Annotated in this window: 16 protein-coding genes; 13 read left to right on the top strand and 3 right to left on the bottom strand. The window is 56.0% G+C overall.

Annotated elements, in window-relative coordinates; genetic code table 11:
• Positions 1-180: 180 nt before the first annotated feature.
• From AC2FLX_RS03950 to ribD, 13 genes are all read left to right on the top strand, one after another.
• Complete coding sequence (locus AC2FLX_RS03950; RefSeq protein WP_480749841.1) at positions 181-1,434, top strand: sarcosine oxidase subunit beta family protein; 1,254 nt, start codon at positions 181-183, stop codon at positions 1,432-1,434.
• 59 nt (positions 1,435-1,493) lie between these two features.
• A complete protein-coding gene (locus AC2FLX_RS03945; RefSeq protein WP_480749842.1) occupies positions 1,494-1,757 on the top strand; it encodes a sarcosine oxidase subunit delta in 264 nt (87 codons plus the stop codon).
• The gene (locus AC2FLX_RS03940; protein WP_496809875.1) at positions 1,754-4,687 is read left to right on the top strand and encodes a sarcosine oxidase subunit alpha family protein; all 2,934 of its coding nucleotides are present in this window, start codon (positions 1,754-1,756) and stop codon (positions 4,685-4,687) included. Before AC2FLX_RS03945 ends, AC2FLX_RS03940 begins: the two co-directional genes overlap by 4 nt.
• Positions 4,680-5,225, top strand: a complete 546-nt coding sequence (locus AC2FLX_RS03935; protein WP_480749844.1) for a sarcosine oxidase subunit gamma — start codon at positions 4,680-4,682, stop codon at positions 5,223-5,225. The genes AC2FLX_RS03940 and AC2FLX_RS03935 overlap by 8 nt, the downstream gene beginning before the upstream one ends.
• A gap of 37 nt (positions 5,226-5,262) precedes the next feature.
• The gene (locus tag AC2FLX_RS03930) at positions 5,263-5,559 is read left to right on the top strand and encodes a hypothetical protein (RefSeq protein WP_480749845.1); all 297 of its coding nucleotides are present in this window, start codon (positions 5,263-5,265) and stop codon (positions 5,557-5,559) included.
• An 80-nt stretch (positions 5,560-5,639) separates the two neighbouring features.
• The gene (gene dnaG / locus AC2FLX_RS03925) at positions 5,640-7,589 is read left to right on the top strand and encodes a DNA primase (protein ID WP_496809876.1); all 1,950 of its coding nucleotides are present in this window, start codon (positions 5,640-5,642) and stop codon (positions 7,587-7,589) included.
• Between the two features lie 114 nt (positions 7,590-7,703).
• Complete coding sequence (rpoD, locus tag AC2FLX_RS03920; protein ID WP_496809877.1) at positions 7,704-9,692, top strand: RNA polymerase sigma factor RpoD; 1,989 nt, start codon at positions 7,704-7,706, stop codon at positions 9,690-9,692.
• Between the two features lie 102 nt (positions 9,693-9,794).
• Positions 9,795-10,232: a thiol-disulfide oxidoreductase DCC family protein gene (locus tag AC2FLX_RS03915; protein ID WP_496743976.1), complete on the top strand. Its 438-nt coding sequence runs from the start codon at positions 9,795-9,797 to the stop codon at positions 10,230-10,232.
• A 3-nt stretch (positions 10,233-10,235) separates the two neighbouring features.
• Entirely contained in the window at positions 10,236-10,766 is a 531-nt protein-coding gene (locus AC2FLX_RS03910; protein ID WP_496809878.1) for a DUF4166 domain-containing protein, read from the top strand.
• A gap of 66 nt (positions 10,767-10,832) precedes the next feature.
• Positions 10,833-11,237, top strand: a complete 405-nt coding sequence (locus tag AC2FLX_RS03905; protein WP_480749850.1) for a hypothetical protein — start codon at positions 10,833-10,835, stop codon at positions 11,235-11,237.
• A 33-nt stretch (positions 11,238-11,270) separates the two neighbouring features.
• A complete protein-coding gene (locus tag AC2FLX_RS03900; protein ID WP_496875381.1) occupies positions 11,271-11,684 on the top strand; it encodes a secondary thiamine-phosphate synthase enzyme YjbQ in 414 nt (137 codons plus the stop codon).
• 120 nt (positions 11,685-11,804) lie between these two features.
• Positions 11,805-12,275 (top strand): transcriptional regulator NrdR, encoded by a 471-nt coding sequence (gene nrdR, locus AC2FLX_RS03895; protein WP_480749852.1) that lies wholly within the window; start codon positions 11,805-11,807, stop codon positions 12,273-12,275.
• Positions 12,272-13,384, top strand: coding sequence for a bifunctional diaminohydroxyphosphoribosylaminopyrimidine deaminase/5-amino-6-(5-phosphoribosylamino)uracil reductase RibD (gene ribD / locus AC2FLX_RS03890; RefSeq protein ID WP_480749853.1), 1,113 nt, complete (start codon positions 12,272-12,274; stop codon positions 13,382-13,384). The genes nrdR and ribD overlap by 4 nt, the downstream gene beginning before the upstream one ends.
• 7 nt (positions 13,385-13,391) lie before the next feature.
• Here the strand turns inward: ribD and AC2FLX_RS03885 are convergent, their stop codons facing one another.
• The 3 genes from AC2FLX_RS03885 to AC2FLX_RS03875 form a co-directional block, all read right to left on the bottom strand.
• Entirely contained in the window at positions 13,392-15,395 is a 2,004-nt protein-coding gene (locus tag AC2FLX_RS03885; protein ID WP_480750005.1) for a capsule polysaccharide biogenesis protein, read from the bottom strand.
• Entirely contained in the window at positions 15,395-16,525 is a 1,131-nt protein-coding gene (locus AC2FLX_RS03880; protein ID WP_480749854.1) for a polysaccharide biosynthesis/export family protein, read from the bottom strand. Before AC2FLX_RS03880 ends, AC2FLX_RS03885 begins: the two co-directional genes overlap by 1 nt.
• Positions 16,526-16,620: 95 nt before the next feature.
• Positions 16,621-17,931 carry a capsule polysaccharide biogenesis protein gene (locus tag AC2FLX_RS03875; protein WP_480749855.1) on the bottom strand — a complete coding sequence of 437 codons (1,311 nt, stop codon included), beginning with the start codon at positions 17,929-17,931 and terminating at the stop codon, positions 16,621-16,623.
• Positions 17,932-18,069: the final 138 nt, after the last annotated feature.

Below are 18,069 nucleotides of genomic sequence, written 5' to 3'. Positions count from 1 at the left end.
TTTGGCGCGCCCTTTTTTGGCCCGTGTTCGGTTTGTGGCAGGTGAACAGACGTTACGAATACGGCGTTGATAGTCGCGGGTAGAATAGTATTTGTCGAAAAGCGATATGGCCCAGGAACGATCTGCTTGATAGGTGTTCCCCGGTGGGCCAGTCAAGAGTTGGCCGAAAGGGAGTGAACGATGCGTTTTTCTGGCCTTCGAGTGCTGAAGGAAGGGTTGACGGGCAATAAGGGATGGGAACCTCATTGGCGGGACCCAGAGCCTAAGTCTGAATATGATGTCGTCATCATTGGGGGCGGCGGTCACGGGCTGAGCACGGCTTATTACTTGGCAAAGGAGCACGGTCTAACCAATGTTGCGGTACTGGAGAAAGGATATCTCGGCGGCGGTAATGTGGGGCGGAACACGACTATCGTCCGGGCAAACTACTTTTTGTCGGGCAACTCCGAGTTTTACTCTCATTCGCTGAAACTTTGGGAAGGTTTGGAAGAAGACCTGAACTACAATGTGATGCATTCCCAGAGAGGCATCATCAATCTATTCCATTCCGATGGTCAGCGGGACGCAGCGGCGCGTCGTGGCAACATGATGATCAGTCAGGGTGATGACGCCGAGTTGCTCGACCGCGACGGCGTCCGCGCCAAAGTGCCTTTTTTGAATTTTGAAGACTTGCGCTTTCCTATCTATGGCGGGCTCTATCACGCGCGCGGAGGCACCGCGCGCCACGACGCGGTGGCATGGGGGTACGCCCGTGGTGCCGACCAGCGGGGCGTAGATTTGATTCAGAACTGCGAAGTCACGGGCATCGATATCGAGAACGGCGCTGTTCGAGGCGTGCGGACAACACGCGGCGCTATCCGGGCCAAGAAAGTTGCTATGGTAGTTGCCGGAAGATCCAGCCAGGTGGCTGCGATGGCGGGGATGCGCCTTCCGATCGAAAGCCATGTTCTGCAGGCTTTTGTTACCGAGGGGTTGAAACCTTGTATCGATCACGTTGTGACATTCGGTATGGGGCACTTTTATATCAGCCAGTCGGACAAGGGCGGGCTGGTTTTTGGCGGCGATCTGGATTTCTACGCATCCTACGCCGCCCGCGGAAACCTGCCCACTGTTGAAAACGTGATGGAAGCCGGCATGGCGCTGATGCCGATGATCGGCAAAGCTAAAGTGCTGCGCAGTTGGGGGGGCATTATGGACATGTCTCCCGATGGCTCGCCCATCATCGACAAGACGCATATTGACGGACTCTACCTGAACTGCGGTTGGAACTATGGTGGCTTCAAGGCAGTTCCGGGGTCCGGCAATGTCTTTGCTCACCTGATCGCCACGGGCCAATACCATGAGAACGCCACCAAGTTCCGCCTGGACCGGTTCCGGACCGGGCGAAGCATTCTGGACGAAGAGGGCAAGGGCTCTCAACACAACCTGCACTGAGGCGTATGGCAGATGTTGGAATTCGGTATTCTTGACGAAGAAAAGCTGGGGGCGAGAGCATGAGGATCACCTGTCCGCATTGCGGCGAGCGCGATCGCCGGGAGTTTTACTATCGCGGTGCTGCCGTGGGTTTGGACCGGCCTGCACCCGATGCCGGGGAGAAGGCATGGGACAACTTCGTCTACTTGCGCGAGAATCCAGCCGGAAAGACACGCGACCTGTGGTATCACGAAGGCGGCTGCGGGGCCTGGATCGTAGTGACCCGTAACACGATCTCACATGACATTCTGAACACTGAACTCGCATCGGAGACGCAGTCATGAGGATCAAGGGCAAGGGCCTTGTGGACCGCACCAAGCCAATTTCCTTCTATTTCGACAGTGTGCGTTATTCGGGATTTGCCGGAGATACTCTAGCCTCGGCCTTGCTTGCGAATGATGTCCGTTTGATGGGACGGTCGTTCAAGTATCACCGCCCGCGCGGGGTGCTGACTGCAGGAGGCGAAGAGCCTAATGCGTTGATGACCGTAGGCCATGGGTCTGGGCAGGAACCCAATGTGCGTGCCACCATGCAAGAGATCTATGCCGGGTTGGAGGCACGCAGTCAGAACCGCTGGCCGTCTCTGAATTTTGATGTGCTCGGTATGAACGATCTAGCGGCGCCGTTTTTCGGGGCGGGCTTCTACTACAAGACTTTCATGTGGCCAAAGAGTTTTTGGGAAAAAGTCTATGAGCCAGCGATCCGCCGAGCAGCAGGTCTTGGCGCGCTTTCGGGCCTGAACAATGTCGACAAGTATGAACGTGCTTTTGCATTCTGTGATCTTCTGGTTATCGGATCAGGGCCTGCCGGGCTGATGGCAGCGTTGGCCGCAGGTCGGGCCGGGGCGGATGTGATCCTCGCGGATGAAGGCAGCCGAATGGGTGGCCGTTTGTTGGCCGAAACATATGAGGTGGACGGAAAAACCGGCCACGTCTGGGCCGACGAAGTTATCGCCGAGTTGAGGGCGATGGACAATGTGCGCCTGATGACGAGGACGACCGTGGTAGGCGCTTATGATCACGGCACATATGGGGCATTGGAGCGGGTGCACAATCACACTGGCAACCGTCCCAACGGTGCACCGATGGAGACGTTCTGGCGGATTGTAGCCAAGCGATCGGTACTGGCCGCAGGCGCGTTGGAGCGGCCGGTTGCGTTTCGCAATAACGACCGCCCGGGAATCATGACCGCAGGGGCAGTGCGCGCGTACCTCAACCACTGGGGTGTGAGTGCGGGCAAGAACGTAACGGTGTTCGGCAATACTGACGACGTTCATCGCACGGCCCGCGACCTTTTGGAGGCCGGTGTGCATGTGGCGGCGGTGATCGACAGCCGTCATGATGCACCTCTGTCCGACGACTATCAGGTTCTGCGCGGGGCTCAGGTTTGCGGTAGTTCCGGCCGAAAGGGGTTGGAAAGCATAACCGTGCGCCGCCCCAGCGGAGAAGAGAAGATTCAGACTGACTGCCTTGCGATGACAGGTGGGTGGAATCCGTCAGTCCATCTGACCTGCCACATGAGCGGGCGTCCGGTTTGGCGGCGCGACATTGCTGCCTTTGTTCCTGCTCCAGGTGCAGTTCCTGGAATGGTGGCAGCAGGTGCGTGCAAAGGGGCTTTCTCGACCGCGGACTGCCTGCGCGAGGGCGTTGCCGCAGCGGAGGAGGTGTTGAGCGAGTTGGGGCGTAAAGTGCCAGAGGTGGTGGTGCCGCATGCCGAAGATGCGGCTTATGAAATCGCGCCGCTTTGGTCCGTTCCAGGCAAGGGGCGCGCCTGGCTGGATTTCCAGAATGACGTCACCGTAAAAGATGTGAAACAGGCAGCAACCGAGAACTTTCGTTCAGTTGAGCACATGAAGCGCTATACCACCCAAGGGATGGCGACTGATCAGGGCAAGAATTCGAACGTGGCGGCGCTGGCCATTCTGGCTGACGCTACCGGACGTGAGATACCCGAGACTGGGACGACCACTTTCCGACCGCCATATTCGCCGGTAGCGATTGCCGCGCTGGGCGCTGGTGCCGAAGGAATGGGTTATAGACCACAACGGTTTACAACCTCGCACAAGGCCAGCGTCGCGCGCAAAGCACCTATGGTCGAGGCTGGCCTGTGGTACAGGCCCAGTTACTTCCCGCAATCAGGTGAAACTACTTGGCGTGAGAGTTGTGACCGCGAGGTCAAATACGTACGCGAGGCGGTTGGCGTAGCCGACGTTTCAACTTTGGGAAAAATCGACGTTCAGGGTCGGGATGCAGGACAGTTTCTGGATTTCGTCTATACTAGCATATTCTCGACGTTGAAGGTCGGGCGCACTCGTTATGGCTTGATGCTGCGCGAAGATGGGTTTGTCATGGATGACGGCACCACCGCACGATTGGGAGAACATCACTATGTCATGACCACAACGACTGCTGGTGCGGGCGAGGTGATGACGCACCTGGAATTTGTGGCGCAATGCCTGCGCCCGGATCTGGATGTGACCTTTACATCGGTAACCGAGCAATGGGCGCAGTTTGCCGTCGCCGGACCAAGATCACGCGAGTTGCTGAGTGACTTGGTTGAAGAAGATCTGAGCGATGACAACTGGCCATTTATGGCTTGTGGACCGATCAAGGTTCTGGGGGTTGATGGGCGATTGTTCAGAATATCATTCTCGGGTGAGCTAGCCTATGAAATCGCGGTTCCTTCACGTTATGGCGCTAGCCTTTTTGATTTTCTGACCGAACGCGCCGAGGCGCTGGGCGGTGGTCTCTACGGGATGGAAGCGCTCAACGTTCTCAGGATAGAAAAGGGATTCATCACCCATTCCGAAATCCATGGTCGGACCACTGCGTATGACATTGGAATGGGCCGGATGGTATCGCAGAAAAAGGACTGCGTCGGCAAGACAATGTCGGAACGACCCGGTCTTGAAGAAGCTGGGCGGGAAAGGTTAGTCGGGCTGAAACCCATCGGAGAAAGCAAACAGTTGCTGGCCGGAGCGCATCTATATCGCGAAGAGGCGGATCCAGTACGCGTCAACGATCAGGGTTATATTACGTCAGTCTGTTTCTCTCCCATGTTGGGCTGCATGTTGGGGCTTGGTTTTCTGGCTGATGGGCCTGAACGATACGGCGAAGTCGTCAAGATGGTAGATGGTCTGCGCGGGGTGACGACGCTCTGCGAAGTGGTGAACCCGGTGTTCCTTGACCCGGAGGGAGGGCGCGTACGTGGATAACTTGATTGCCAAAACCCCTTGTGAAGGACTGTTGCCGCTGACGGTTGGTACCGTCACGTTAAGTGAGGAAGACGCGGGTGTGATGACGTCTGTCACGCCTTACAAAGGTAAGACCAAGGCCCTGTCCGATGCTCTGAAGTCAGCACATGGAATGACCTATCCTGCGGCAAATCGCGCGACTGGCAAGGCCGGATCGCGTGCGGTCTGGTTTGGTCATTCGGCGGCAATGCTGATGGGGCCAGCTCCAGATGTGGCATTGGCAGAGCATGCGGCCCTTGTCGATCAGTCCGATGCCTGGGCTGTGGTCCGGTTAGAAGGGGTGGGGGCCGAGGACGTGCTGGCCCGCTTGGTGCCGGTCGATTTGCGAGAGGTACACTTCAAGCGTGGACATACCGTGCGCAGTCTGATGTTTCACATGACGGCTTCGATCACTCGTATTGGCGACAACACCTTCCAGATCATGGTATTTCGGTCGATGGCCCAAACGCTGGCCCATGATCTGAAAACGGCGATGGAAGGAGCGGGTGCACGCGGTTAACATGCGTAGGTTATGAATTGATTCCCGGAGGACCATGATGATCCGCCTTGCCGTTATTGCCATGCTATTGGCAACCCCGCTTTCTGCGGCCGAGTCCAAGGAAGAAAGTTGCCGATATCAGTCGGATGTAGTCGCTGCGATACAGAAGGCACGATTGGATCGGGTCAAAGAGCGCGACGTGCCAAAAGCGATTGCGGCAACAAATCCAGTCTGGCCCGATAACTACGATGCTGCAATTCCGCTGATCACGCCCTGGGTCTATGAGCAGAAGATGCGCGACGTGCGAAACAAGGATTTGGCGGCCGCTTGGCTGGAGCTTTGCTTGCAGCAATAATCCACACATCCGTCATTTCGCTGTGGACAAACGCTCGCCTATGCCTTGGCGAGCGTTTCCGTTTCTGCCACATTCAGTTCATGTCATTGCCCCCTGGATTTCTGGATGAATTGCGTACGCGCCTGAGCCTGTCACAGGTTGTCGGGCGTAAGGTCATGTGGGATGCCCGAAAGTCAAATCAGGGGAAGGGCGATATGTGGGCGCCATGCCCGTTTCACCATGAGAAGACGGCTTCGTTCCACGTCGATGACACGAAGGGATTCTATTACTGTTTTGGCTGCCACGCCAAAGGTGATGCAATCAGCTTTGTAAAAGAGACCGAGAATGTCTCGTTCATCGAAGCTGTCGAGATTCTGGCCCGCGAAGCCGGGATGCCGATGCCTGCGCGCGATCCGAAGGCGCAGGAAAAACAGGACCACCGCACACAGCTGGCTGATGTGATGGAACAGGCGGTGCAATTCTTCCGTCTGCAACTCAAGACCGGGGCAGGAGCCGCCGCACGAGATTACCTCGCGCGCCGCGGGTTGAACGCGCAAGCGCTGGACCGGTGGGAGATTGGATTTGCCCCGGACGATTGGCAGGCGCTGTGGGACCATCTGCGCGGCAAGAACGTGGCCGAGGACCTGATCCTTGGGGCCGGGCTGGCCAAGCCCTCGAACAAGGGCAAAAAGCCTTATGACACCTTCCGCAACCGCATCATGTACCCGATCCGCGATCCGCGCGGACGTTGTATCGCGTTTGGCGGGCGGGCGATGGACCCCAATGACAACGCGAAATACCTGAACTCGCCCGAGACCGAGCTGTTCGACAAAGGGCGCAGTCTTTACAATCAAGGCCCGGCTCGACAGGCGGCAGGTAAGGGGCAGCCGCTGATCGTGGCCGAAGGTTATATGGATGTGATCGCGCTGGCCGAAGCAGGCTTTGGCGCGTCGGTTTCGCCATTGGGTACCGCCATCACCGAACATCAGCTGCAACTGCTCTGGCGGATATCGGACGAGCCGATCATTGCGCTGGACGGCGACACAGCAGGTCTGCGCGCTGCGATGCGGGTGGTTGATCTGGCTTTGCCGCTGCTGGAAGCTGGAAAGTCGCTGCGGTTTGCCCTGATGCCCGAGGGCAAAGACCCGGACGACCTGCTGCGCGCCGAAGGGGCAGGCGCTGTGAAGGCCGTGCTGGATGGTGCCAATCCGATGGTCAAGCTGCTGTGGCAGCGCGAGACCGACGGCAAGGTGTTCGACAGCCCCGAGCGCAAGGCGGCTTTGGACAAGTCCCTGCGCGAGAAAATCAAGCTGATCCGCGACCCATCGATCCGGGCGCATTATGGGCAAGCGGTCAAGGACCTGCGCTGGGAGTTGTTTCGCGCACAACGATCGCCCCAAAGAAGAGATTGGCAGCCGCGTGGGAAATGGCAGCCGGAGAAGGCGCCTGCATCGCCCGGAGCCCGCGCGTCGTTTCTGGCATCTTCAGAAAATGCCGACATCCGCCTGCGAGAAGCGGCAATTCTGGCCATTGCAATTCTAAACCCGAAAGTCGTTGTCCAGTTCGAACACCAATTGGAAGACATGGAATGCCTCGACCCGGATCACGCGGCTCTCAGGCAGGCCATCCTGCGGCACGCAATTGACGACCCGGACAACATCAAAGACCACATTGTTGCAGCTTTAGGACCCGAACCCCTTGAAAACCTACTAGCCCTTCGCCACGTCGCGGTGATCCCCTGTGTGTTCAAGCCGGGCGACGTTGAAAAGGCCGAGATGACCCTGGCCGAGGAACTCGCAAAAATCAAAGCACTCCGGGGGCTTGACGCCGAAATTGCCGAAGCTGAAGAGGAGTTGTCTGATCTGGCAGACGAGGCGCTGACATATCGACTGGCTCAAGCTGCCGAAGAAAGAAACCGCGCTAATCGCAGCCAGAACGAGGATAAAGCCATATTCGATGTTGCCGACAATGGTGCCCGCCTCAGCCGGGATGAAAGGGAAGCCTTCGAATCAATCATGTCTGGCATCAAATTTGAACGAAAACGCAGATGACTTTGTGTTTTCCGGAAGAACAGCAAAAGAAAAACGGGTAAACGGGTGGCCGAATCATTTCTACGCGCTAATGATTCGGTTCCAACGAATCACCCACCCTGCAGGAGCTACTGAATGGCCGCCAAGGACACGACCGAGGAACGCAAATCCGACGAGCAGGAACAGGAAGTCTCGCTGGATATGAGCCAGGCCCAGATCAAGAAGATGATCGCCGAGGCCCGCGAGAAAGGCTATATTACTTACGACCAGCTCAATCAGGTTCTGCCACCTGATCAGGTCAGTTCGGAACAGATTGAAGACGTGATGTCGATGCTTTCGGAAATGGGCATCAACATCATTGAGGACGAAGAAGCCGAGGAGGAAGAGCAGAAAGGTTCGACCGATCTGGTCACGACTGACGGCCCCCGCGAAGTTGCGCTGGCAAGCGCCCAGGCGGAGAAACTGGACCGGACCGATGACCCGGTTCGCATGTACCTACGCGAGATGGGCAGCGTCGAGTTGCTGAGCCGAGAGGGCGAGATTGCCATCGCCAAGCGGATTGAGGCGGGGCGGAACACAATGATTGCGGGGCTGTGCGAAAGCCCACTGACCTTCCAGGCGATTACGATCTGGCATGACGAGTTGCTCAGCGAAGATATTCTGCTTCGCGACGTGATTGATCTGGAAACCACATTCGGCAATCAGCTGGACGAAGATGGCGAGGTTGAAGAGCCCGTTGTCGACTCTTCTGTCGCGCCCACGACACAAAAGTCCGAAGACAACGGTCCCGAGCTTGATGCCGATGGCAACCCGATTACCAAGGAAGAAGACGAAGACGAGGACGATCAGGCCAATATGTCGCTCGCGGCAATGGAGGCCGCGCTCAAAGAGCAGGTTCTGCATACCTTGGAGCGAATTTCGACTGACTTTGCGCAACTCAGCGAAATGCAGGACAGCCGTATTTCGGCAACGCTGAACGAAGATGGTTCGTTCAGTGATCAGGATGAGGCGACCTATCAGGCCTTGCGCTCTGAAATCGTGGAGTTGGTCAACGGCCTGCACTTGCACAACAACCGGATCGACGCATTGATTGACCAGCTTTATGGCATCAATAAACGGGTGATGTCGCTGGACAGTGCCATGGTGAAACTTGCCGATCAGGCCCGGATTAATCGTCGTGAATTTGTTGATACCTATCGCGGCCGTGAATTAGATCCGAATTGGTTGGCCGAGATGGCTGAAAAGCCCGGTCGTGGCTGGCAGATGTTCATTGAACGCTCGTCGGACAAGGTGGAAGAACTGCGGAGCGACATGGCACAGGTGGGCCAATATGTCGGCTTGGATATCTCAGAATTTCGCCGGATCGTGCAGCAGGTCCAAAAGGGCGAGAAAGAGGCGCGGCAGGCCAAAAAGGAAATGGTCGAAGCCAACCTTCGATTGGTTATTTCGATTGCCAAAAAGTACACGAACCGTGGCCTGCAATTCCTTGATCTTATTCAGGAAGGCAACATCGGCCTGATGAAAGCGGTGGACAAATTCGAGTACCGTCGCGGCTACAAATTCTCGACCTATGCTACTTGGTGGATTCGTCAGGCGATTACGCGCTCGATCGCGGATCAGGCGCGCACGATTCGTATTCCGGTTCACATGATCGAAACAATTAACAAGCTGGTCCGAACCGGTCGCCAGATGCTTCACGAAATCGGACGCGAGCCGACCCCCGAGGAACTGGCCGAAAAACTGCAAATGCCGCTGGAAAAGGTCCGCAAGGTGATGAAGATCGCCAAGGAACCGATTTCGCTGGAAACGCCCATCGGCGACGAAGAGGACAGCCAGCTTGGCGATTTCATCGAGGACAAGAACGCGGTTCTGCCGCTGGACTCGGCCATTCAGGAGAACCTGAAGGAAACTACCACACGGGTTCTGGCCTCGCTCACGCCACGTGAAGAACGTGTTTTGCGAATGCGCTTTGGCATCGGCATGAATACAGACCACACGTTGGAAGAAGTTGGTCAACAGTTCAGCGTGACCCGCGAACGAATTCGTCAGATCGAAGCCAAAGCTTTGCGAAAGCTGAAACATCCTAGCCGGAGTCGAAAACTCCGTTCATTTCTTGATCAGTAAAAAAGCGCCCTGCGGGGCGCTTTTTTTGTGACGCGTTTGTCGCATTGCTTGGAACTTGTGCGCCATGCAATCGTGAGGGCGGCAGTATTTGAGCGTGTCGGAATGCAAGACCTTGTTGAAATACCGGAGGCAGCCGGGCGCGATCTGATTGTTTTCGATGGTGAATGCGTTCTCTGCTCTGGCTTTTTCCAGTTTATACTCCGGCACGACCAAGCGCAAAAGTTCGCGTTTGCCACTGCGCAATCTGCTTTAGGTCAGAAGCTTTATCGCCAGCTTGGTCTGCCGACGGAGGATTTTGAAACCAATCTGGTCATAGTGAGAGGCAGAGTACATCAGCGACTGGATGCCTTTGCGGCAGCCATGCGGGAGCTTTCTGGGATTTGGCCGGCCTTCTCGATCTGCTGTTATCTGCCGGGCTTTCTGAAGGACCGTATTTACCAATCTATTGCCAGAAACCGCTATTCGATCTTTGGCCGGTTCAACCGATGCATTCTCCCAGATGCTGAAATCAAAGCGCGGTTTGCCGTGGGAGGATTCTGAGGCGTGAGAGACCCGTTCCTGCAGGCATTGCCGGATTGTGTGGCGTTGCCAACATCGTTACGGCAATTGCATAGCACCGCTGGGGAGTATGTTGGTCATTGCACAATCGAGAAAGGCAAAGGGTGCTTGGTTTCGCTGGCATTGCGTCTTGGAGGTTTTCCGCCTTCCGCAGTGAATGTTCCGGTGCAGTTACGTATCCAAAAGCGTGGTTTGAAATGGATGTGGGAAAGGAATTTTGACGGGCACGTTACTCGTTCGGTCCTTTCTTACGACGCGAAAAGCAATCTGGTGCACGAAAAGTTTGGGGCAGTGACCTTGACGTTGCGGCCACAAGCCAGGGGTAAACGGATCGCAATTGAGGTGGCGGGGGTATATGTTTATCGCATACCTGTTCCTCGATGGTTCCTGCCGCAATCAGAGACGTTCGAGCATGAGGATGAGCAGGCGAGATTTGCCTTCGACGTGAGCGCCCGATTGCCGGTATTGGGCTTGTTGATCCGGTATTGCGGCACGCTCGAACCTTTGTTGTCTTAACCGCCTGTCATTTCCCGTTATTCGGCATTAGTTTAGGTAACAAGACAGTCGAAGGAAGTTCCGCGAATGAAAAAAATGATTGGATTGGCCACAGCCCTTGCTTTGGTGGCAGCGACGCAAGCGGACGCCTTTCGTGCCAGAGGTGGATATTCGGTAAATCAGGTCGACAGCAATGTGTTCGAAGTGATTCCAGGTGGCCCCCAACGTTCCGTCGACTACTGGTGTGCAGCTTCGGAATATGCACGGCGCGAACTTGGAGCAGATTGGCGACAGCGCATCTATATCGCGCGAGGCTATGGGCCAAGCGTGACAACCGGGCGCAAGACCGCCGTGCAGTTCACTCTGAACTCGCAAGCAGCCGACAACGGAGCTGGGTCAAACAGCTTTCTTCGTCTTGGTTTCAAGGTTGGTGACAGCATGAGTGTCCAGCAGGCCAACGGAAATTGCTTTCCGTCTCCTCCGGGCTTTTAGGATCCTGAGATTCCTGCCATTCGAAAGACAACAGTGCACCGCGAGTTCCAGATCATCACTAACGGACAGGGGCTTTACGAGTTCACGACACAGTTTAGCGACTGGTTGCAACCTGTTGGAATTGATGGTTTGGCGACACTTTTTGTTCGTCACACGTCCTGTTCCCTGTTGATTCAGGAGAATGCGGACCCAGACGTTCAAATAGACCTCAAGGCCTTCTTTCAGCACCTCGTGCCTCATTCAAACCATCCGGCCATGACTTATCTCCGTCATACCTATGAAGGCCCAGACGATATGCCCGCGCATATCAAGGCCTCGATGATGCCGGTTTCTCTGTCTATCCCGGTGGTCGGAGGCGTGCCCGTGTTGGGGTCATGGCAAGGCATTTATCTGTTTGAACATCGCGATGCGCCCCATACCCGCAAGGTCGCTGGGTATTTTGCCTAGCGCCCATTATCTAGCGGTGCAAAATTCAGACTACCCAAATCCTAGCGGCTGTCCTATAGTTGTGGATAAGTGGGCCAAAGTACTCACAAAAGAGGCGGACAAGGGACGAGGAGACGGCGGATGCGCTGCCCGTTTTGCGGAAATATCGATACTCAGGTCAAAGATTCACGTCCAGCAGAGGACCATGTGGCGATCAGGCGGCGTCGGTTCTGTCCGGCTTGCGGCGGGAGGTTCACAACTTACGAGCGGGTTCAGTTGCGCGATCTGGTTGTGATCAAGACAAACGGGAAGCGAGAGGATTTTGATCGCGACAAATTGGAGCGTTCGATCCGCATTTCGATGCAGAAACGCCCGATTGAACCTGAGCGGATCGACCAGATGATCTCAGGCATTGTGCGACGGCTGGAAAGCATGGGGGAAACGGACATTCCCTCCAACAAGATTGGCGAGATCGTGATGGAAGCGCTGGCGCGGATCGACACGGTGGCCTATGTGCGCTTTGCCAGTGTTTACAAGAATTTCCAGGCAGCCGACGATTTCGAAGATTTTGTCCACGAGTTGCGCCCACCGCAGCCACCGACGGAAGAATGAACGATACAGAGAAGCGATATATGGCGTTGGCCCTGTCCTTGGGCCGGCGCAATCAAGGTTTGTGTTGGCCAAATCCGGCCGTTGGCTGTGTCATCGTAAAAGATGGACGGATCGTTGGTCGTGGCTGGACCCAACCCGGAGGTCGGCCACATGGCGAAACGCAAGCATTGGCGCAGGCAGGCGAGGCTGCGCGGGGCGCAACGGTCTATGTATCCTTAGAACCTTGTGCGCATCATGGTCAGACGCCGCCTTGTTCAGATGCCCTAATCGCCGCAGGGGTTGCGCGTGTGATTTGCGCTATTGAGGACAGCGATCCAAGAGTTTCTGGGCAAGGCTTTGCCATGCTGCAAAATGCGGGGATTAAAGTCGTTTCCGGTGTACTGAGCGAACAGGCGGCTCGCGAGCATGCCGGTTTCTTTCTGAAGACCGAGCAGGGGCGCCCGTTTGTGACGCTCAAACTTGCGAGCAGCTTTGATGGTCGTATCGCTACGGCGACGGGGCAAAGCAAATGGATCACTGGCCCGGAAGCGCGTCGCACTGTCCACGCCATGCGTGCGCATCACGACGCGGTGATGGTGGGTGCGGGAACAGCAAGGGCGGATGATCCTTCGTTAACTGTGCGGGATCTTGGTATCGAAACTCAGCCTGTTCGCGTGGTGGTATCGCGGCATCTTGACTTGCCGCTGATGGGGCAACTGGCGCGTACAGCGTCGGACATCCCGGTTTGGCTGTGTCATGGACCCGGTGCTGACATTGAACGGATCCGTGCGTGGGAAGGTATGGGGGCCCGACTTATTCCCTGCGCGGTGAATGGAACCCAGATCGATGCTTCAGATTTGCTGCAACAATTGGGCAAGGCAGGATTGACCCGGGTTTTTTGTGAAGGTGGTGCGGCACTGGCGGCAACGTTGTTATCCGAGGATCTGGTTGACGAGTTGATCGGTTTTTCTGCAGGTATTGCGATCGGAGCGGAAGGATTGCCTGCCATCAGCGCGCTTGGTTTGAATCATCTTCAAGAAGCGCCGCGCTTTGAACTCGTTGAGACACGTGATGTCGGCGGTGATGTGTTGATGCGTTGGACAAGAGATTTGAACTTAAAACCGCGGTGAAACTGCTTCATCGCCACAAATGAGTGTATGACGCAAACGCCCCTTGTGCCTTTGACAAAAGGCGGTTGACTAATCCGGTTTTCGGTATGTCCGAATGCACGAGGCGATCTACGACGACTTCGACCTGACAGGGTAACCCGGTCACAGGATCGCGATAGCGAGGGTAGTCGATAAGTGCAGCATGTGCGAGTCCTTGTACAGTTGGGTGCGCTCCGCGGCGCGCGGGGACCGCGCCAAGATCCTTCGTCAAACCCCAACCGGCATAGAAAGGCGCGCCCAATGTCGTGACTTTTATCCCTCTGATCAGTGCCTCAAAGCCGATAAGGGATGTAATTGTCCATACTTCCTGAACTTGCATTAGCAATTCGGCAGGACTTGTGCCTGTGGCGACGACATCGGCCAATGCTGAGGTATCTATCGCCCCCTCTCGAAGGCCGGCTTCGACGTCGGGATGGGGCTTGTAGACAATAACTGCTTCTGGATTGGCTTCGCGTGTGGCTTGCAGGAGTTCGAGATTGGTCCGGATACTGCTTGCCCCTTTTCGGATCGACATATCGTCCTCGACCTGACCGGGAACGAGTATGCGATATCCGTCAGGCAGCTGCGGAATTGGGCCTTCGATATTGTATTTACTCAGTCCTTCGTGAATTACGCGCTCTATCAGACGCTCGGCTCGCAAACGTTGGTCGGGACGCAAGGTCTCGCGAGCGGTGATCAAAGTTTCTAATCGACTGGGGCGGGTCGGATCATAGTAGATACCCAAGTCATCCGTCACCAGAGAGAGTGGTGGAACAAGCTTTGCGCCCAGCCCGCGGGAGCGTAGAAAGCCATCCTCGACCCGCACGATACCTTCCACATCGCCCGCGTGTGTGGCCCACGCCATATGCCGTCTTTGCGAAGAAGGTTCGACTTTGTCGACAAATTGGATTCTTTTCTGTTGGCCGAACATGTCTTGCAGATACCGCCGCTTCCATATCCGCATACCTGAAGCAGTCCAACCATGGTTGTCTTCGCGCCACGCGCGTGCTTGCGCTTCGAGCGCGTCCAGAACGGTTTCCAAGTCGCATAGTTTATCACGATAGGGGTCGTACCATGTCGGATAAAGCATCATCGCTGCAGCAAACAGTTGTGCTCGGGTCAGTTTGCGAGTACGGCGCGGGAGTGGGTTTTCGTCCTGGGTCAGGCCCCAACCTGCGTAAAAAGGCTGTCCAAAGACCCGTGGTTTGTGCCCTGCCAAAATGGCTTCGAACCCCATTTGAGAGGACAAAGTGTAGACACCCACCGCGCCATCTAGCAAAGCCCACGGGCTGACAGAGCGATCCAATAGGGATACGCGGTCAGTCGTGTCCGCCGTCGAGTAATGACCGGGGCGAAATCCTGCTGATGTTTCTGGATGCGTTTTGATGATCACGCGTGCTCCGGGGTGTTCCTCTTGAGCGAAAATTAGCATTTCGCGAAACATGGCGTCTGTGCCGCCGTTTGCGGCCACGGCGGCATCGCCGCGTGTTTGGTCGAGGACCAGAACATAACCGGGGTCAGGAATACTCTCGCCAATATCGTGGGCAGAGTATTTGCTTAGATGTGCTTCCTTCATCCGTTCTATGGCACCGCGTGCGCGATCCAATAGGGCGGTATCATCAAGTGGATGCGAAACAAGCAGTTGTTCCAGGTCCGACGGTACCGTTGGGTCAAAGTGAACCCCGGAACCATCCAGCAAAAGTCCCAAAGGAGGTTCGCCGCTGCGTCCCGGTTTCATCGAGCGGAGAAATGCATCTTCGATATGCAGAACGGGCAGGTTACGCCTTGAAGCAATGTTCCGGCCGCGATGTGCGGTGGGACTATTCCCCCAAACGCCGACAAGGTCGCCGTCAACTGGAAGGCCAACCCGAATATCGAATCCTTTAAGCGTAAGAATCCGCCGCAAACGTCGTTGGGTCAGAAACCCACCGTTGAATACGAACAAGCGGGTTCGGTCATTTCCGTCTATCGCTTCGTGGGTCTTGCCCACGATCAAGAGCCGGTCAGCGTCGCGACATTGGCAACCGGCGTCAAACCACCTGCGATAAGCGATACGGTTTTGGTCCATTGCGCATAGGGCGCTTCGGTCACATAAATTGTGTCGTCGTCCCGGATGACAAAATCACGGGCAACGAACAATCCGTTGGGGGCGGTCAGGTTCAGGATGTAAATCAATCGCTGCGCGCCTTGCAGACCCGGCTGCCCTAAAACGTTCCGCGCGATATCCTGCGTTTCGTTGCGCAAAACGAAAATGCCCGTTGGGTCGGAAGAAAAGGATTGTAACCCCCCAACCTGCGCCAACGCTTCAAGTGCGGACAAGTCTTGGCTCTCAAACGCGACGCGGGCCTGACTGTTGGTGGATCCCAAAGCAACGTACGATCTGGTATCCTTTTCGACTAGTATTCTGTCGCCGCCACGCAAAGCAATGTCGAGGCTAGGATCCTTGAAGAGATCTTGGTACCAAATCGTTCCTCTATGCGGTCCCCGGATTACAGTCACAAGGGCAATTTCGGGTTCAACTGTGACGCCTCCCGCCTTTGCCAGCATGTTGGCAAGAGTACGCGTTGGGCGTTCTATTGGATAGACGCTGGGTGCCCCGACAGCCCCAGTCAGAGCAACCGTTGCACCGTCGCCCGCAAGGCGGCGAACTTGGATTTGCGGATCAGGCGTCTGATCTTGCAGTTTGGAGGTGATCAGTTCACGCAATTGTTCGGGTGTATTGCCAGACGCGCGGACGCGTCCTGCGTAGGGCATGAAAATGTAGCCGTCGCTGTCGACCTGAACTTCTTCGAGTATAGTGGAGTTTCCAAGGTCGCCGCTTAGCAGACCGTCATCCACGTTCTCCCACACGGTCAAACCCAATACATCGCCTGGGCGAATAGTGTCGGCGGTTATGTTCGAAGCGCTACGAAAGGCCGATGAAAAACCCAGATTCGGGACCGAGGCGGAAGCCCTAGCTACCCGGTCGTCAACAAGAACGACATGCGCATTCCCGCTCTCCTGAATGGAGCCTGCAAGGATTTCCTTTTCATTTGGCCCGGATTTGGGAAGCGCGCAGGCCGAAAACAGGCCAACTGACACGAAAAGGGCGCAAGATCTGGCCCAAACGCGGGATATCCCCATCACTGCCCGAACTCCTCGATTATTTATGCTCGGTCTTCCGAGTTTTGCGCAACTTATACGGTTCCCGTGTGACTTTCCAGCGATAGACAGAGATATTACCTTACAACCCGCAACTGTTGCCGCCGGGACTCTGTCTTGGCTGCAAGCGCCTCATAAGGGTCTTGGGAATTCAGCATCATGTCGATCACATGTCTTAGCAATTGCCTGCGTCCTCTCTGTGAATAGAATCCGCCAGGAATCTGACTCGTTTCCAGGAGGAAGCGCCGGTAGTCACGGTAGGCATGGATGTTGGGCTGTCGTGGGTGCGCGAAGAATTCACTGATAGGCTGCAGTGACACGAATTCGGGCTTGCCGTAAACCGAGCGCCCGAATGCGCGTAAAGGTTTGCCTCGCCACAAAACTTGTTGCCCTGCAGTCGAGTTGATCGTGACTGCGGTATGGGCATCGTCCAACAGTTTTGCGAGTTTGCCACCAGGTAGATAATGTATGCGTCCCGACACGCCGAACTTGCGCCCAAGGTGGCCCACTACGCGGCGTAGTGGTACTTGACGGTTTTCCAGTGGGTGTTCCTTGATGACGAGGTGGTGATGTGCCGGGGCGCCGTTGGCGAAACCTTCGATCACTAGTTCCAAAAACTCGGTCATGGAGGAAAAGTCGGAATGGCTTTGGAAGGAACTGTCATGCTCCAATTGCAGAAGGACCAAGTGATATGGAAACCCTCCACGTTGTACTCGGGACGTAGCCAGAAATCGCTCGATCCGGCGCAGGGGCATAAACAACAAGCGTTTGAAGTACAGGCGGAACTCTTTGGACACGGGTAGCGCGCGGTGGGGGCGGAAGTTTTTATATTTTTGGTTCAGGAGCATAACGAACCAGTGATATAGCGCGCCATAATAAACGTGCTGGCGCATGTCGCCCCAGTGGGCGGGTGGTGGAGGGGTGTCGGTACCAGCTTGATCCAGCGCGTGCCGCATCTGGTCAAGTTCCATCTGCATCAATCGTGAGTTCCCGTTGGAGCCGCCCCGCTCATAAGTTACCCACCACGGGCGCAAATAACCTTCCTCGAAAACGTGTGTGACGATGCCCATTTTTCCCGCTGCTTCAACGGCAAGGGCGTGAACAGGGCGAGTGTCGCCGTACAATACGATATCGGTGACTCCGTGGTGTTTCAATAACGCGTCAATAGCTGCGGGCCACTCATCCGGTTGGTCGCGAAAAGGGATAAAGCTGTCTGCATCATTCCAAAACGCCTGGTCGCCTGAATTGAATCCTACGCGCCAAACCGTTGCGCCTGCTTGACGCAACAAGCCCCCAAGCATCGAAAAGAACGGTCCGTGAGGACCTTGCAGAAACAAAAACACCCGCCCTGAAGCCGAAATGTTGGAATTCGTTGGCGCTTGTGTCATCGATACTGCTCGCGGCCGCGGCGGTGGTTGTTTTTGCAAACTATGGCGACTCTCTGAAATTCGCGCAAGGCGGGACTTGCCGCAGCCGTTCGGGAGGGGTAGTTCGGGACTGAACGCTACCCTCGGAGAGTTAACGGC

The organism is Ruegeria sp. YKSF57, assembly GCF_059612585.1.
Note: the sequence above shows the minus strand (reverse complement) of the source record. Positions and strands in the feature narration are given on the sequence as shown.